This is a genomic window from Myxococcales bacterium, assembly GCA_022563535.1.
Lineage (GTDB): Bacteria > Myxococcota_A > UBA9160 > UBA9160 > UBA4427 > DUBZ01.
The window spans coordinates 1-17,189 of sequence record JADFNE010000022.1 but is presented as its reverse complement, the minus strand read 5'-3'; the positions used below and the strand labels follow the sequence as shown (position 1 = coordinate 17,189).

At 61.5% G+C, this 17,189-nt stretch carries 10 protein-coding genes; 8 read left to right on the top strand and 2 right to left on the bottom strand.

Features of this window, described 5'->3' with window-relative positions:
• Window positions 1-201 precede the first annotated feature (201 nt).
• The 6 genes from IH881_09025 (at window position 202) to IH881_09000 (ending at window position 7,052) form a co-directional block, all read left to right on the top strand.
• Entirely contained in the window at window positions 202-948 is a 747-nt protein-coding gene (locus IH881_09025) for a YebC/PmpR family DNA-binding transcriptional regulator (GenBank protein MCH7867831.1), read from the top strand.
• Window positions 949-974: 26 nt separating this feature from the next.
• Window positions 975-1,523 carry a crossover junction endodeoxyribonuclease RuvC gene (ruvC, locus tag IH881_09020; GenBank protein MCH7867830.1) on the top strand — a complete coding sequence of 183 codons (549 nt, stop codon included), beginning with the start codon at window positions 975-977 and terminating at the stop codon, window positions 1,521-1,523.
• Entirely contained in the window at window positions 1,520-2,143 is a 624-nt protein-coding gene (gene ruvA / locus IH881_09015) for a Holliday junction branch migration protein RuvA (GenBank protein MCH7867829.1), read from the top strand. The genes ruvC and ruvA overlap by 4 nt, the downstream gene beginning before the upstream one ends.
• Window positions 2,140-3,207, top strand: coding sequence for a Holliday junction branch migration DNA helicase RuvB (gene ruvB, locus IH881_09010; protein ID MCH7867828.1), 1,068 nt, complete (start codon window positions 2,140-2,142; stop codon window positions 3,205-3,207). Before ruvA ends, ruvB begins: the two co-directional genes overlap by 4 nt.
• Before the next feature lie 293 nt (window positions 3,208-3,500).
• On the top strand, window positions 3,501-6,101 hold the full coding sequence (locus IH881_09005) for a protein kinase (GenBank protein MCH7867827.1): 2,601 nt from the start codon (window positions 3,501-3,503) through the stop codon (window positions 6,099-6,101).
• A 39-nt stretch (window positions 6,102-6,140) separates the two neighbouring features.
• Window positions 6,141-7,052 (top strand): UDP-3-O-acyl-N-acetylglucosamine deacetylase, encoded by a 912-nt coding sequence (locus tag IH881_09000; GenBank protein ID MCH7867826.1) that lies wholly within the window; start codon window positions 6,141-6,143, stop codon window positions 7,050-7,052.
• Between the two features lie 30 nt (window positions 7,053-7,082).
• On the opposite strand, the gene IH881_08995 is transcribed toward IH881_09000, so the two are convergent.
• On the bottom strand, window positions 7,083-7,430 hold the full coding sequence (locus IH881_08995) for a PilZ domain-containing protein (GenBank protein MCH7867825.1): 348 nt from the start codon (window positions 7,428-7,430) through the stop codon (window positions 7,083-7,085).
• A gap of 53 nt (window positions 7,431-7,483) precedes the next feature.
• Window positions 7,484-15,409 carry a tetratricopeptide repeat protein gene (locus IH881_08990; protein MCH7867824.1) on the bottom strand — a complete coding sequence of 2,642 codons (7,926 nt, stop codon included), beginning with the start codon at window positions 15,407-15,409 and terminating at the stop codon, window positions 7,484-7,486.
• Between the two features lie 419 nt (window positions 15,410-15,828).
• Here IH881_08990 and IH881_08985 point away from each other — a divergent pair, with 419 nt between their 5' ends.
• Both IH881_08985 and IH881_08980 read left to right on the top strand, forming a co-directional pair.
• Complete coding sequence (locus tag IH881_08985) at window positions 15,829-16,683, top strand: dihydroorotate dehydrogenase electron transfer subunit (protein MCH7867823.1); 855 nt, start codon at window positions 15,829-15,831, stop codon at window positions 16,681-16,683.
• Window positions 16,683-17,189 (top strand): dihydroorotate dehydrogenase (locus IH881_08980; GenBank protein MCH7867822.1); only part of this gene is annotated, 507 nt, incomplete at its 3' end. The genes IH881_08985 and IH881_08980, both read left to right, overlap by 1 nt.

Sequence of the window (17,189 nt, the reverse complement as noted above, 5' to 3'; positions counted from 1 at the left end):
TCATCGAGAGATATCGGTCGAACGGAACAGCTTCTGAATGCCTTCAAATTCGCTGTTGCCGGCGCTGACCGAGGCGTCAACACGGCCTTTCGCCCCCAAATTGCTAGAGTGCATCCGCAGCACTACTCCACAGGCCCAGATCCGAGAGTTCGAAGCCATTTCGAGGCTCCTGGCCCGCATCACGAGGACGCAGAAGACACCATGTCAGGCCACTCGAAATGGTCCACGATCAAGCGAAAGAAGGGCGCGCTCGACGCCAAGCGCGGCAAGATTTTCACCAAACTGATTCGCGAGATTTCTACGGCAGCTTCAATCGGGGGTGGGGATCCCGACGGCAATCCGCGCCTGCGCCTGGTGATCGACAAGGCCAAGGGCGCGAACATGCCCAAAGACAACATCAAGCGCGCAATCGAAAAGGGCGTTGGCGGGGGGGATTCCGCGGCCTACGACGAATTCATCTACGAGGGCTACGGCCCGGGCGGCGTCGCGCTCTTGATCGAGACCCTCTCCGACAACAAGAACCGGACCGTGGGCGAGGTGCGCCACGTCCTCAGCAAACGAGGCGGGAACCTGGGTGCCACGGGTTGCGTCGGGTATCTATTTGAGAAGAAGGGCATTCTCAGTTTCGATGCCGAGGGATTGGACAAGGACTCCCTGATGGAAGCGGCGATGGAGGCCGGGGTCGAGGATGTATCCGACGGCGGCGATGGCATCGAGGTGGTGACGCTCCCCGCAGAGCTTTCCAAAATTCAGGAAATCCTCGGCGGACAGGGATTTACCTGCGCAAACGCGGAGGTGAGCATGGTTCCGTCTACGTCGGTCGAACTCGCCGGCCCGCAGGCGGAAAGCATGTTGAATCTGATGGAAGCCCTCGAAGAACTCGACGATGTGCAAAACGTCTACGCAAACTTTGACATCTCTGACGCGGAGATGGCGCGGCTTGCGTAGTGACTGCTTGGCGACAAAGGGCAGGGATGAGAATTCTCGGGATTGACCCAGGCTCCAATGCAACCGGCTACGGTGTGGTCGATTATTCCGGGGGGCAGCTCCGGCACGTCGCCCACGGCGTCATTCGTCCGCCAAAATCAGCCCAGACCGCCGAGCGACTGAGCTTTATCCATCGAGAAATTCTGCAGGTCGTAAGCGAGTTCCAGCCGGCGGCCTGCGCGATCGAGCAAGTCTTCGTCGCGGTCAATGTGAGGTCGGCACTGATCCTCGGCCAGGCTCGCGGTGCGGCCCTCACCGCTCTCGGGACCGGTGCGCTGCCGGTCCACGAGCTTTCGGCTCGGGAGGTCAAGAAGGCGCTGGTCGGTACGGGAGCGGCGACCAAGCTCCAGATCCAGGCCATGGTGAAGCGTCTGCTCGACCTTTCCAAAGTTCCGCCCAGCGACGCCGCCGATGCCCTCGCGATCGCAATCTGCCAGGCCCACGCTGGAAAACTGGCCGGATTGGGGGTGCGGAATTCCCGCGGCCGTCGCCGTCCCCGAGCCCGCAGCCAGTTCGCGACGAGCACCGCGCGATGATTTCATGGCTCGAGGGAACCCTGCGAGAGAAGCTGCCGGAACGCGTCGTGGTCGACGTGCGCGGCGTTGGATACGAGCTGCTGATCTCGCTTTCGACGTTTGGCAACTTGCCCGACATTGGAAAGACCGTCTCGATCTACGCCAAGACCGTGGCCCGTGAGGACGCGCTGCTGCTCTACGGTTTTGCGACCGCTCGGGAGCGCGAAATCTTCGAATTGCTCCTCAAAGCCAACCGCGTGGGCCCGAAGCTCGCGCAGACGATTCTCTCGGGGATCGATCCCGAACAAGTTGTCGGCGGCCTGCGAGACGGAGATATAAAGCTGCTGTGCAGCGCCCCGGGCGTCGGCAAGAAGTTGGCCGAGCGCATGGTGGTCGAACTCAAGGAGAGAGCCGCCGAACTCGCGTCCAGCGAAAGCGCCGGGGCGGGACTTCCGCCCCGCGCCGTACCCGCGGCGGACGCAGATGTCGAAACCCGCGCTCAGGCGCTTTCGGCGCTGCTCAATCTCGGTTATCCCAAAGCACAGGCAGAGCGAGTGGTCGACGCTGCGGCAGCTGAATTGGGTGCTGGCGCCTCGATCGAAGAACTCATTCGCAATGCGTTGCGGAGGCTTGCGCGATGACGATTGAAGTTGAAGCAGAGAGCCGAGGCCTGATTTCGCCCGAGCCATTCGAGACCGAGAAGCGCAGCGAACAGAGTCTGCGCCCCGAGACCCTCGACGAAATGATCGGCCAGACCCGTTTGCGCGAGAATCTGTCCGTCTTTGTGCGGGCGGCCCGAGAGCGGGAAGAGGCCCTCGATCATCTGCTCTTCTACGGTCCTCCGGGCCTGGGCAAGACTTCTCTCGCGCGGATCGTCGCCAACGAAATGGGCGCACAATTTCGTGCCACGAGCGGCCCGGCCATCGAACGTCCCGGCGATCTCGCGGCCCTGCTTTCCAACCTCGAATCCGGTGACGTTCTCTTCATCGACGAAATCCACCGTCTGACCGCCACCGTCGAGGAGATCCTCTATCCCGCCATGGAGGACTTTCAACTCGACATCCTGATCGGCGAGGGACCCAGCGCACGCTCGATTCGGCTCGATCTACCCCGCTTCACCCTCATTGGGGCCACGACCCGCGCCGGCCTGCTGACCTCGCCTCTGCGCGATCGCTTTGGCTGGAGCGCGCGCCTCGAGTACTACCCGGTGGAGGATCTGCAAAAGATCGTCACGCGTTCGAGCCGCGTGCTGGGGCTTCAGGTGACCGATTCGGCGGCGGGTGAGATTGCGAGCCGATCGCGTGGAACTCCGCGTATTGCCAACCGACTGCTGCGTCGGGTGCGAGACTTCGCGGAGGTCGCCGAGGGCACGAGTGCCGAGATTGACGGCCCGTGTACCCGCGATGCGCTCGAGAGGCTCGACGTCGACGAAGAAGGTTTCGACCGTCTCGACCGTAGTTTTCTCATGACATTGATCGAAAAATTCGACGGAGGGCCAGTTGGCCTCGAAACCCTCGCAGCGGCGGTCGGCGAGGACAAGGGCACCCTCGAAGACGTGGTCGAACCCTTCCTGATCCATCGCGGTTTTTTGGATCGCACTCCCCGCGGACGAGTCGCCACCCGGCACGCCCGCCTGTACCTGGGCTTCGCCCCGGGCCCGGGGCCGGCCAGAGTGAATCCAAACGGCCAGGGCAGCTTGATCTAGCAGCCAGCCAGTTACCCGCGGGAATCACGACGGTTCTCAGGCGAGGGTTTTGTAGGCGAGAGCGAAGATACGCACGCCGTCGAAGCCCAGGACGATCCCCCCACGACCCACCCCCATTATGGCCAGATGGACCCGGAGTTGGGGTGAAGACCTCTCAGGACAACTTAAGGGCCCACCGATAGACAGGGTGTGGAGGTGCGTGTTGTGAGGCCGGTCTGGGATCGGGCGCAATATTGCACAGGGACGCATCCCCACTTGCTGCTTGACCCTGAACTTGAAAAGGCTCGACGAGATTGCAAATCGCACGACGAACATTGCTGGCCCTGCTGAGTCTGCCGTTTCTGGTGACGGGCATCGCGGGACTGCTCTGGGCCTATGCGCCTCAGGCGACGATCTCACTTCGCTTGAGTGAAATCATGTTCAAATTGGTTTCCACCATGATCGAGGCAAACGTGCCCGATCCCTTCGATATCATCTATCCGGACACCATTGAAGCCGGCCTGGCCGGGGGATTGCGGTTTCTTCTGACGCCGATCGGCCTGTTGCTGCTGGGTCTTGCCGGGTTGCCCACGCGCTACGATGACGAGAGCGATGGGGCTGACAAGGCCGACAGTGGGCTTCCGAGCGTCGACCGAGCGGTGGCGAAGAAGACCCAGCGACGCGCAAACGCGCTGGCGAAGAAGGGGCATGTCGCGGAGGCCGCCGAGTTGTTGTTTTCGGTCGACCTGATGGATCGCGCCGCAGATTTGTTCATCAAGGCGGAAGACTACGTGCGTGCGGCCGAGATTCGACACGACCAAAATCGCTTCCACGACGCCGCCGAGCTCTATATCAGGGCGGGCAACCCGTCTTCGGCCGCCGCCATATTCGCCCAGCAGGAAGAGTGGGAAAAGGCGGCCGAGTGCCACCTCGAACTGGGCAATGCCAGTCAGGCGGCGGAGATGTTCGAAAAAGCCGGCGATCATCATCGGGCCGCGGTCTGTTATCGAGATGCCGATTTCCTGCGCCATGCCGCGCAGTGTTTCGTGAAGAGCAAGGCCTGGCTCCACGCGGCCGAATGCCTCGAGAAAGTCTTCGGCGAGGAGAGCGCCAACGCCAACAAGGGTGATCCAAAGGCCATGGCGGAACTCAATAAGTTGGTGGGACAGTCGGGCAAGCTCTACTTGCGCGCCCGGGAGCCCGAACTCGCCCTCGCTGCACTCGAGAAGGGTGGCTTGTTCGTCGAAGCCGGAGAGGTTGCGCAGCAGCTCAAGCAGTTCACCAAGGCTGCGACCCTGTTTCGCGACGGAGGGTCACTGCCCCGAGCCGCAGAGGCGCTGAACGAACTCGGCGAAACCGAAGCCGCCGCTCGCATTCTCGGTGAGCACCACCGAGATCTGGGGGAGATCAAAGAAGCGGCTGCGTTCCTCGAGGAGGCGGGAGACTTTCTCGAGGCGGGCGATTTTTATCGCCAACTCGAGAACTACGAGCGGGCGGGGCACTGTTATCGTCAACAGTCAGGCTATGTCCAGGCCGCCGAGATGTTTCGGCTATCCGGCGATCGAGCCCAGGCGGGGGAGTGCTTCGAACTCGCCGAACGGTATACCGAAGCCGCAGAATGTTGGGCACTCGTTGGAAACTCAGACAAGGAAGCCGAACTCCTCGCCAAGGCGGGCAACTTTCTGGGTGCGGGCGAGGTGTACCACCGGGAGGGAGTCGACGAGGAAGCAATTTCCGTATTGCAAAGAGTCGAACCCGACAAGCCGGAATTCGCTCGGGCATCGGCACTGCTGGGAGACATCTTCCGCAGCCGCGGCCAGCTCTCCCTGGCGATCAAGAAACTCAAGCAGGCCATCGGAGACGATGTCCTGTCCCGAGAAAATCTCGAGGCCTTCTACTCGCTCGCCGTACTCTACGCCTCCGACAACCAACCTGCAGAAGGTGTCGAGATCTTCGAGAAAATTCTCGCTTTCGACTACCACTATCGCGATGTCGAACAGCGCCTGATCGAGGCCCGTGATCTGGTGCAGAGCCTGCCGCCAATCGAAACGCAAGAGGGTGCCACCGCGAATCGGAGTGTCGTTGGAGGCGGCGGCCAACCGGGTCGCTATCAGATCGTCGGCGAGTTGGGCCGCGGTGGCATGGGGATCGTCTACAAAGCCAAGGACACGGCACTCGACCGCATCGTCGCCTACAAGGTCCTGCCCGACACCCTGGCGGACAACCCGCAAGCGCTAAAAAACTTCATGCGCGAAGCGAAGGCCGCTGCCAAATTGAATCACCCCGGAATCGTGACGGTCTACGACACCGGCGAGCAAGATGGTCGCTACTACATCGCGATGGAGTATGTCGACGGAACCACCCTGAAGGAAATCTTGCGCCGCCGCGGAGTCATTTCGCCGGCTGGCATTCTCCATGTCGTCGTGCAGGTCTGTGAGGCCATGGCGTACGCCCATGATAATCGCGTCGTACATCGGGATATCAAGAGCGCCAATACCATGTGGACGCGAGACAAGAAGGCCAAGATCATGGACTTTGGACTCGCCAGGGTTCTCGAAGAATGTCGCAATCAGACGACCGTGGTTGCGGGAACGCCCTACTACATGAGTCCCGAGCAGACCCTGGGGCGCAATATCGACCATCGCACGGATATCTATTCGTTGGGTGTCACGATTTTCGAAATGGCCACCGGGACGGTTCCCTTCAAGGAAGGAAACATTCCCTACCACCACGTCCACACCCCGCCCCCCGACGTGCGAGATCTGCGACCTGAACTTCCGGCGGGTCTGGCGGCTGTTGTGACACGCTGCATGCAGAAGGATCCGGCCCAGCGTTATCAGTCCGCTCGCGATATATTGGTCGAGGTCCGCGCCTCACTGGGGCAAAGCAGCGCGCCAACCGTAAAGTCCAGCTGAGGTCGTAGGGGTGCAGACGCCCCGGGGAGGAAGAGGCCCTTGTACCAGCAGCGAACCCTCGCCCAGAAAGTCAGCTGTACCGGGCTTGGCCTTCACACGGGCGCGCCGGTTCGGCTGAGCTTGCACCCGGCCCGCGTCGGTACCGGAATTCGATTCGTGCGGCACAAGGGATCGACTTCGAGCGAGATTGTCGCCCGCCACGAATCCGTCAGCGCAACCTCGCACGCGACAACCCTGGGAACCGGTGACGCGAGCGTTTCCACCGTCGAACATCTGCTGGCGGCGCTCTATGCCCTCGGTGTGAGCAATGCCCGCATCGAGGTCGACGGTCCCGAGATCCCCGTGATGGACGGGAGTGCTGCGCCGTTTGTCCACATGATCCGCAGCGCCGGGCTCTACGAACAACACGAACCCAGTGTCGTGATGCAGATCGAGCGAAAGGTTGTCTGTCGCGATGGACTGCGGTCGATCAGTATCGAGCCCGCGAAGTATCTGCGAATTTCCTATCGAATCGATTTTGCACATCCCCTGATCGGCGTTCAGGAGCTCGAGATCGAGCGACTGCGACCGGAGTCGTTCGAAGTCGAGGTGGCTCGCGCGCGAACCTTCGGCTTTCTCGACGAACTAGAGTCGCTGCGTCGCGCTGGGCTGGCGCGCGGAGGCTCTCTGGCGAACACCGTGGTGTTGGATCGAGACCGGGTGATGAATCCGGGGGGACTGCGCTGGCGAGACGAATTCGTACGCCACAAGGTGCTGGACCTGATTGGCGATCTATCGCTGCTCGGAGTTCCCGTCCACGGTCACGTTCGCGTCGAACGCGGCGGACATACAACTCACCATCGCCTGGTGGAAGAATTGCTCCGGCAGCGCGATGCCTGGAGTTTGCGCGGCGATCGGGGGGGCCATGCGAATCCGTTCGATCCGGCGTCGGCGAAAGTGTCTACACCGTAGCTCGGCCGTCGCGCCCGCAGGCTGCGCGATTTAAAATTCCAGGTCTTCCAGTTCGCGTGCCAGCAAGACGGTGCCTTCGCCATTGGTAAAAGCGATTCCGAAACCGGGAGCTTGCTGGGCTGCATTCGTGTCGGTGTTGTCATTACACCAACACACGCGCCCCTCGATCTCGTGGAGCATCTCGCCGTTGGTCAGGCGAAACCGAAGCTTGATGCAACTTTCGAGTGGAAGGGCCGATTCGGTTTCGATGAAGAGTCCGCCCGCGGATATCGACGTTGCATAGTCACAGTGGAGCCCTCCGTCACAGCTGTAATCCACCAGGATACGAAGTCCTTGTCGGCGGAATCGTCGGGTGTCGTCGGGCGTTCGCTGTGCCATTTCTGAGTCTCCTCGCGCTTGTCGAAGTGCTGGTATCAATCACCAATTACTAATTACTTGCCAATTTGCGTACACCAGATCCGCGTAACCTGGCGCAGCAGTGAAAAAGCGATCTCCCTGCTGCGGACTCGATCGGCAATATTCTCGCTTTCCGTGAGTTCTTCGGCGCCGGAATCTTCACTTTCTGCCGAAAGTGCAAGTAGTGCGCAGCGCAGATCGCCCTGGTTGCGATCCAGGGCTACGGCGGCCCCAGCACCGCGAAGCGACTGTTGCCAATCGTCCCAGCGAATGTTCTGGATTTCGTCCTGGCCGGTTCCGTCCAGACACTTGCGCAGCTTGCGGCGCGCCCAGCGGCCGATCGAGCCTTCGAGTAGATCCGCGATCGTCGGGTCAATTTCTGGTCGCTCGACGTCCAGCGCCAACGCGGCGACCTGTTGGAGCGTCTGTCCGATGATCTGCGGGTCGAGGGTGCCGAACCCTGGCACCGACAACTCATCGACTGCCGTGCCGACCGAATCCATGAACGCCTGTTGCGCTGGATGCAGCCCCATGGGTTCTGTCTCATTGCTCGGTGTCGCCACGCCCCGCAGTGCCTGGGAAATTTCGTCGCGGGCTTGCACGACCATCCTGCGCAAACGTTCCTCATGCGGATCGGAGAGTTCAGAGTTCCCCGCCACCTTGAACCCGAGTTTGTCCGGGGCGGTCGCGAATTCGTCGTCGGAGGTCGCGCCCAATGCCCGCAGGATCGCGAGTCCGATTTGTCGTCCGCGGTCGTCGCCACGCTGCTCGCAAATCGCAATCAACGAGCGAATCGAAGACTCCCGCGCGGGATCCTCTCGAAGCAGGGAGAGGTGTTGGCCGACCGCTTCCTGCCATCGGTCGGGCATGTGGCTGAGCAGATTGGCGAGGGGCTCAATCGCTCGAGTGAAATCGGAATCGATCGCGATGGCGCGTTCGTAACACTGAATGGCTTCCTCGACTCGCTCGAGGGGGCCAGCGAGCAATCGACCTAGCTTGTAATTCACCTGGGCCAGCATTTCGTTCATGGGCTCCGGGTGATTGTCGAGAAAGTTGTCGAGCACCTCGGCCGCGAGCTGCCATTCACCGGTGCTCCGCAATAGTCTCGACTGGGCGAGTACGGCCTCTGATTGGGTGGCATCGTTTTCAACCGCCAGACCATACGCGCCCGCGGCCTGGGTCTCTTCGCCGCTCCGCTCGAGGGTGAAACCGCGAATGTAGGCGAGGGTGGCCACGCTCGACCGATCTGCACCATCGATCACGGCGAGCCCAGAGGTTGCGGCTTCCAGGGCCTCGTCGGGCTGGTCGAGTTTGAGCAACAGATCGGCCAGCATTGTCCAGGCATCCGCATTCGCGGGGTCGATGTCGGTGGCCTCGCGCAAACGCGAGAGCGCAGCTTCGTCTTTGTCGATGCCTTGTTCGAGAGCAGCGGCGCGAACCAGCTGGGCGGATTTCTTTGTGACGTTTTCCAGCAGTGCGAGCCAGTTGTCGAGGGCCTCTATGGCAGCTGTCTGGTCTTCGTTGATCAGGTGAATGCGGACAATGCCGTCGTGAACATGGTCCTGGGCCGGATCCGTTTCGATGGCTCGCAGGTAGGTCTCGAGCGCACGTGCAAATTCTTCGTCGAGTTCCTGGGCCTCTCCGACGATTGCGAGTTGCAGGCCCGCCTTCGGATTTTCACCCGGCATTGCGAGCCGGATGTCGAGGACATCTCGCGCGGCGCGCACGTCTCCGCTCAGATGGAGAAGCTCGCCGAGGGCGTCCAGGGCTTCGATGTTCTCGGATTCGAGGTCCCGGGCGGCGGAAAACAATCGAGTCGCCGATTCGATCGCATCGCCCCGCCAGGCCGCGCGACCTCCCGCGAGGGCGGCTTTCAACAGCAGCCCATCTTCGAGAAGGCTGCGATCCAAACTGGAGTCGAGAGCGCGCGCTGCAGCGGTTTCGGCTTCGTCCCAGCGCTCGAGTTGTTCGCAGACGATGGCTGTGCGCGCCTGAATCTCCTGGGACGCGGCGTCGTGTTCGGCGCCGCGTTTCAGCAGAGCCGCAGTGCGTTCGGGGTCAACATCACTGAGCATCCGCGAGGCCCGCAGCAGCTGGACCGTCGCGGTGGGCGCGTCGGTGAGTTCGGCCGCCTCCGCGAGGTGATCGGCAGCAGCGCGAAGATCTCCACTTTGTTCGCGAAGATCGGCGGCGCGCTCAAAGGCGGTGGCGCTGGTGCGATCGGCTTCGATCGCCTTTTCGGCGCGTTCGAGAGCCCGGTCATGCTGGCCGAGTTCGTTCAGTACATCGACGAGAACCAACAAGTCCGAACAGCCTGCCGGGGTTCCCCGAGCATCACACCAGCGACCAAAGACATCGGCAAAGCGTTCCCAGTTTTCCGAGGTTCGATATAGCTCCGCCCACTCGCGCAGGCGCTGCACCGAGAGATCGGCGCACTCGGCGGCAGAGGCGAATGCTTCGATCGAGCGCTCGAGTTCATCGGTCTTGTCTCGCGTGAGATCGGCGATTCGCAGCCAGACTCGCTGGCGCTGATCGGGCTCGGCGTCGCCGAGGATGTCGATTTCCTGCCGATGGCGAGTTACCGCCGCTGCGTATTCTCCGCGCTCCTCTTCGATCTGTTGAAGGGCGCGCACGCTGTCGAGATCGTCGGGCACCTGGATGAGATTTTCGCAATACGCCCGGGACGCACGTTCGAGGGCATCGTCGGTCTGCAACTGCTTCCAAGTGATCTCGCCCAGGCGACGCAACAGCGCGGACGATTCTTGTGCTGTACGGGAACGATTGTCGAGTGCGAGTTCGAGATCGAGGCTCTCTGCGACACCCTGCCAATCGCGCAGAGTTTCTGATGCCTGACGCAATCCGCGAATGGCGTCCAGGCATTCGGGGCGTTGATCGAGCACTTTGCGGAATGCACGTCGCGCTGCACTCGGTCGATGGAGTCTCTCCAGCTGCAAGCCCGCGAGTTCGAGCCAGTCCTCGGCGCTTCCGTCGCTGCGATCCAGTCGCGCGCCGAGACGTCGGTCGAGTTCGACGTGATTGTGTTCCCGGCGCAGGTGATGGATCAACGCAGCTTCGGCCGCGTCGATTTGTTCTGTGGTGAGGGGCTGCGCGCCGTTCCAATCGTCGAGCAATGCGAGCAGATGACGTTGGACGAGTTGGGGTCGCGCGAGCACGTTTTCACAGCAGTCCGCGAGCTCGCTGTGGAGTTCGTAGCGCCGTTTATCGTGAATCGGATCGCGGGTGGCGACAAGTCGTTCGAGTTCGAACTCCGCCGCTCGTGCCCAGCCGTCGAGTCTGCCGGTATCGCGCAGGGTCTGCTGGAGGTGACGGATCACGGGCAACACATCTGGCGATTCCGGTTCGCTCAGGTTCAGGCTGTGCAATAGATGGCGCGTCGCTGTTTCGGGTGACGACAGCTTTGTGTGCCAGAGTTCGGCAACTTCGCGATGTAGTGTTGCCAGCAAATCGGCCGGGGTTTCCGGGCAGGCGATTCGTTCCTCGATGATTCCAGCACGATCTGCAAAGCGCCCCAATGTTTCGTACAGACGATCGAGATTGGTCAACAATTCCGCATCGTCCAAATCGATCGCATGTGCTGCTTCGAGTGCCATGACGGCTCGGCCGGGTGCCGACAGATCGCGCTCCAGGATCCTGCCGATGTCGCAATGAAGTGCGTGCAGTTCGGTTGGGTTGGTCTGCAGGAGCATCTGGGCTTCCAGGGCGCGTAGCAACGCCTCGGGGCGACCCGCCTGTCGATGAATGTCGGCAACTCTCGACAAGACATCGGCGTCTTCTGGCGTTGCAGCATGGAGTCGTTCGAGCCAAGGGAGGGGCGCGTCGGTGGAGACTTCGCGACTCGCAATTTCGATCGCGCGCTCGTAGATCTGACCGCGCTCGCTCGGCTCGGCGCGCTGAGCTTCGAGGAAGAGACTGTCGAGCAATTCGACCCAGCGACCGAGGTCCGTCAAGATTGCGTTCATGCTTGCGCGGACGCTCGAGCGCGACGGGTCGAGACTCAGGGCTTCGCGGTAGCGCCCGAGTGCAGTCGAGGGCAATTCGAGTGGACCGGCCTCGAGGTCGGCGAGTCGCTCGAGCAGAGCCGCCCGTGCACTCGGAGCATTGGTACGGGAAAGGCCGCTTTCCAGTAGCTGTTGGGTTTCTTCGTGTCGCTCGAGACTGATGTTCAGGTGGAGAGCGTGAACGAAAGCTTCGGGGTGGCGCTCGTCTGCTTCGAGGATTTCGTTGAAGGCCTCGAGTGCGGAATCCGGTCGGGCCAGTGGGCCGGCGAGCAGAATCGCGAGTTCGAAGCGCAACGGGATCGTGTTTTCACCCGAGCGTCTTTCGATCTCCCGCGCAAGCAATGCTGCGAGGGGTTCGGAATCTCCTCGTTCTCTGTGCAACTCTCGCAGCGCCGACTGTGCATCGAGATCGTCTGGACAATTCTCGAGCACGCGACCATAGGCTTCGATCGCACGCTCTGCTTCGCCTTCCTGTCGCAGGGCGTCGCCCACCCGGAGAAACCAGCCCGCACGTTCTTCGGGTTGATCGCAGTGGTCGGCGGCGCGCAGACTGAGGGCGATGTATTCCTCACGCCTTCCGAGTCGCTGGTAGAGTTCGACGAGCGGCTTCGCGATTGCAGCGGTGGGTCCGACCTCGGCGATTGCGGGTTCGAGGGTTGCGACCGCGGCTGCGTCATCATCGAGCGCAAGGGATTCCAGAGCGGAGATGCGCAGGCGCAGCGAAATCGCGCTGGCGGTCACTGTGTCGGAGGGTTCGTCGCTGTTGACGGTTGCGTCGAGTCGAGCGTGAAGCAGGCCAGCCATGTCGGCGGGTCGGCACTCTCGATCGTAGAATTCCAGCAGATACTCCGTGGCCTCTGCGTGGCCGGGTTCGAGTCGAAGGATCTGTTCGTAGTGTTGGCTGCAAGTTTCTTGGCGGTCTTCGAGATCGTTCGCCAATCGTGCCGCGCGGGAGCGCAGCATGATTTCGCGCTCGAGGTCGAGACCGAGGGTAAGTTCGTGTTCGAGCACGCGCAGCAGGTCTTCGGGGCGATCCAGTTCGGCGTAGAGAACCGCGAGGTTGTGCCAGATGGGTTGGCGATCGGGTGCGATTTTGCCGGCCGCCTCGAGATGTTCGACACAGGCTTCGGGTTCACCAAAGCGATCTCGAGACAGGAGCGCGAGTTCTTCGTGAAGCGCTAGATCGTCTTCTTGGCTGCCGTTTCCCAGTCGTCCAACCAGTCGGGTGCGCAATGCCTCCCAATCACCGCTGCGGGTCAGGAGCTTTTCGAGCTGCTGGCCTGCCTGATCTGCGAGTTCTGGCACGTCGGTCTGCTCGGCGAGCTTGGTGAGTGCGATCAGGGCTTCGTCGAACGCGCCGAGTATGTCTTCGAGAAGTGTTGCGCGCTCCATCTCGATATTGGTGCGAGTCGTCGGGTCGGATTCATGCTCCGCGAGGTCCGCGAGCAAGTCCACCAGTCTCTCGACGTCGTTGCCGAGTCGCAATGCTTTTTCGAGACCATCGAGGATTTCTTTGTTTTGGGAATCGTGCGCGCGGAGACTTCCGAACAGCGATGCCGCTTCTTCGTACTGCCCGAGGTGCTCCAACAACAGCTTTGCTCGACGCAGGTCCAGCTCGCGCGCCGCATTGCTCTCATCATCGAACATCCGCCGCCGCTCGAGTAGCCGCTGCACGAGTTCTTCGAATCGGTCCGCTCGTTCCAGCAGTCCTTCGAGTCTCTCGTCGATGTCGTCTGGGCGCTGGCCTGCGGGAATCTTCGCCAGACGCCAGAGGACGACGATCGCGCCCTCGACGTCCCCAATCTGCTCGGCGAGCAAACTCGCAAGGTCTCCGAATTCGTCGCAACTCTCTTGATCGGGCAGCACTTCCCCCAGCCGCCGCATCGTTCGCGCCAGTGAATCGAGATCGCGGGTCTCACTGTAAAGGGCCTTGAGGGATCGCAGCGACTCGAGGTGGCCCGGGTCGCTGTCGAGGGCCGTTTGATACCACTCGATCGCTTGCTCGTGCCGGCCGGCGTCGCGATGGAGCTGGGCGAGCTTGCGTCGGTTGGTGGTCTGCTCGGCACCGCTGAGGACACGATCGAGTCGTTCCATCGGATCTTGAAGCTCGTCCCGCTGTCCCAGGGCTTCGCGCAATTCCACGACCGCCTTCAGGGTGTTGCAGTCATTGGGACACATCTGGTTCAGTTTTTCGACCCAGGTCAGCGCATCCCCATGACGCTCACGCTCTTGAAGCAGGGGGAGCATGCTCCAGACCAGTTCGCCCATCCGCACGCGATCCGTGGTGGTCTCGGCTTCGCGCTCGCAGATCCGCAGTAGTTCGTCTGGATTTCCTGAGGCGTGGACGATGCGCGCCATTCCCTGATGCGCGATCACACAATGGGGATCGAGTTCTAGCGCGGACTCGAACGCCGAAATCGCCCCGTCGTTGTCCTCAAACTGTTGTTCGCATACTTCGCCCAACGAAGCGAAATAGTGTGAACGTTTCGAAGCCGGACCTTCGCGGCCAGCGCGTTCCAGGAGTGTGCGCAGGCCACTCCAGTCTTCGTTTTTTCGGTAGAGCCGTTCGAGTTGCGCGGCTGCGCCCTTGGTGCTGGGGTCGAGATCAAAGGCCTTGGTGAAATTTTCCATGCCCGCTTCTGGCTCGTCGAGATCTTCGAGGCGAATGCGGCCAATCTCGGCGTAAATCTCGCTTTTGGCCTGGGGGTCGTCTTCGGTCAGTGCCGCCCGTCGTTCGAGCACTTCGACGAGTTCGACATTCATACCCAGTTGCGCCAAACCGTCGGAGAGGGCCTCGATGACCAGGGTATTTTCCGGTTCGCGAATTTGTGCCTTTCGCAGCAACGCGATTGCCTCTGCTTCGACACCAGATTCCGAATACAGATCCGCCGCTTCCACCAGCAAGCTGGTGGATACGTCGTCGCCCTGGAGTTCGATCAGTCGATCGAGCGCTGTGCGCAATGCGTCGCGATTGCCCGTACGGCGCTCGAGTTCTGCGAGCACCTCGTAGACCGGCGCGTCTCCATCCCCGAATTCAAGAGCGCGGTCCAACCACATACGGGATGCCTGCGTGTCATTCAACTCTTCGAGGTTCAGGCGCGCGGCATCGACGGCGATGCCTATGCGCTTGCGCGCGCCGGATGCAATGTCGAAGCGACGTTCATACAACTTGGCGACAAGTAGCCAGTCTTCGAGTCTGGTGGCTGTGACCGAAAGGGCTTCCACCGCGCTGGCGTAGCGCGGATCATCGGTGAGTGCGCGCTGAAAGCACTCCATGGCGCGACTGGACTGATCGAGATGCTTGTCCAGAATATTGCCGAGTGAAACCAGGATGGGTGCGCGATCCGGTCCGCGTGTGCGTTCGGACAAGCGCTCCCAGGCCGCTGCCGCCTGTTCGTGATGGCCGAGCCCTTCGTGAACCTGCGCCAGTCCGGACAGGGCGGGGATGTGATCGTCAACCAGAGCGAGAGCCTTTTCATAGTGGATCAGCGCTTCGGTGGGATCGTTGAGCTTTCCCTTCCAGACATCGCCGAGTTCCGCAGAGAAACTTGCCTTCTCGTGTGTCGACATCTCAAGCTGCTCTTCCATTTCGGCAATCTGCAGCACCATGTCCCACTGTTCCCGGTGGGCGTAGATCTGACGTAGCTGACGCAGCGCCGGGCGATAACTCGGATCGATCTTGGCAACCTTCCAATAGGTCTCGATGGCGCGATCGACGGCAAGAGCCCGCTCTTCGCAGACCTGGGCCAGGCGAAACAATATGGGTATGGAGAGAAGGGGATCACTTTCAAACTCAGGGGCTTCAAGTCGGCGGTTGTAGAGCGCAATCAGCTCATTCCACATACCCGACATGAACAGGTGTTCCTCGATGGCTTCGAAGGCCAGCCGGTTCGACGGATCTGACTCAAACGAACTCTTGTGCTGATCTAGAATTGCGCCCACGCCTCTCCCTTCCTGCGGACGTCATGCCGCGGAGTTGCTCAAAGGAACTATCGACGCAGGAGGGCACGGTCTTGACCGGGAATCGTTCGCCTCCGAGTTCCAATTGTGAATTTTTTCAAGGAGTTAGAACGGCGCGTAGTTCCCGCTCTCGGGTGAAAGCCGGGGATGAAGGTAATTCACCCCTGGCTCTTGCCGGGGGCGGTTGCATTTATCGAGTTTTGGGGTGAATACACCACTTTCCTGTTGGCACCGCGGCTTTGCTTGTGGTCCACCATCTGTCGATCTCGCTCGCTTCCGCGAATCCGAGCGACGTGGTAAACCTCGGGCAGCTTGATTCCAACAGATGGCTGTCCGCTCTCGAGCGATCGTGATAATCATCGCGTTGGTTATTCACCACATTCAAATTCGGGAGCGATGGAGTGGCGAGCGCCGAACCGGCCAATGGCGACACGAAGCGATCTTCACCGATCCGCGTTCAGGCCAGGGTTGTTGCCAACGAACGCGAAGGGGAGACCAATCGCCGCATCGTGCTCGAGGTCGAAAATTGGCCGGCCTGGACGCCCGGGCAATTCGTCATGCTCTCGCCGGGTGCCGTGGCCGAAGCAGCCGTCCGCTACGACCCGCTGTTGCCGCGGCCCATGGCAATCTTTGACAGTCACGGCGAGCCGGGGCACGAGCGCATCGAGGTGCTGTACAAGGTCGAGGGCCGGGGAACGCAACTCATCGGCGCTGCCTCAGTAGGAGATCGTGTTCGCGTAGTGGGTCCTCTGGGCCAGGGCTTCGCAACTCCCGCCGAGGGGTCGCGGAGCATTCTGGTAGGCGGCGGGACCGGCGCGGCATCCCTGTACAGTCTTGCCCGAGCCGCGCGGGCGGCGGGATCGGTGACCGTCGTGCTTGGAGCCCAGCGAGCCGAACTGCTGATGGCTGCTGGGGATTTCGAGAAACTCGGGATCAATTTGCGGATTGCGACGGAAGACGGGAGTCGCGGCAGCAAGGGTCTCGTCACCGACGTCCTCACGGAACTGCTCGCCGAAACCGACGGGGCCGACACCACGCTCTTTGCCTGCGGACCCACGGCGATGATGCGCGCGTGCAACGAACTCGCCCGGGCAGCCGGAGTGGCGTGCACGGTGGCCCTCGAAAACCGGATGGCGTGTGGCTTTGGCGTGTGTCTGGGCTGTGCGGTCCCGATGGCTGGCGGGGGTTTTAGCTTGGTTTGCCATCGCGGTCCGGTCTACGACGCGGCCGAACTCGATTGGCCGGGGATCCCATGATGGCGAACAAATCCTCGGACAAAGCATCGAAAGGCAAGGTAGATACCCGAACCAATTTGGCCGGAATTGCCCTTCGCAACCCCGTCTTGACTGCTTCGGGCACCTTTGGCTACGGCACCGAGTTCAAGGATTTCATGGATCTGCGCCGCATTGGAGGCTTTGTCGCAAAGAGTCTGACCCTGCTGCCGCGCTTCGGAAACCCGCCTCCTCGGATCGGCGAGGTTCGCGCGGGCATGCTGAACGCGATCAGTCTCGAGAACGTCGGTGTCGACGCCTTCATCGAAGAAAAGCTGCCCGAAATTCCCGACGGGGTGCCGGTGGTCGCCAGCTTGTTCGGCACCGAGATCAGCGAGTACGCCGAGGTCGCAAAGCGCCTCGCCGGCGTCGCGAAGGTCGAAGGAATCGAGGTCAATGCGTCGTGCCCTCACGTGAAGAGCGGGGGTATCGAATTTGGGCAAGATCCTCGAGTGCTCGCCGAGCTGGTGCGTACTGTGCGCCGGGCCACC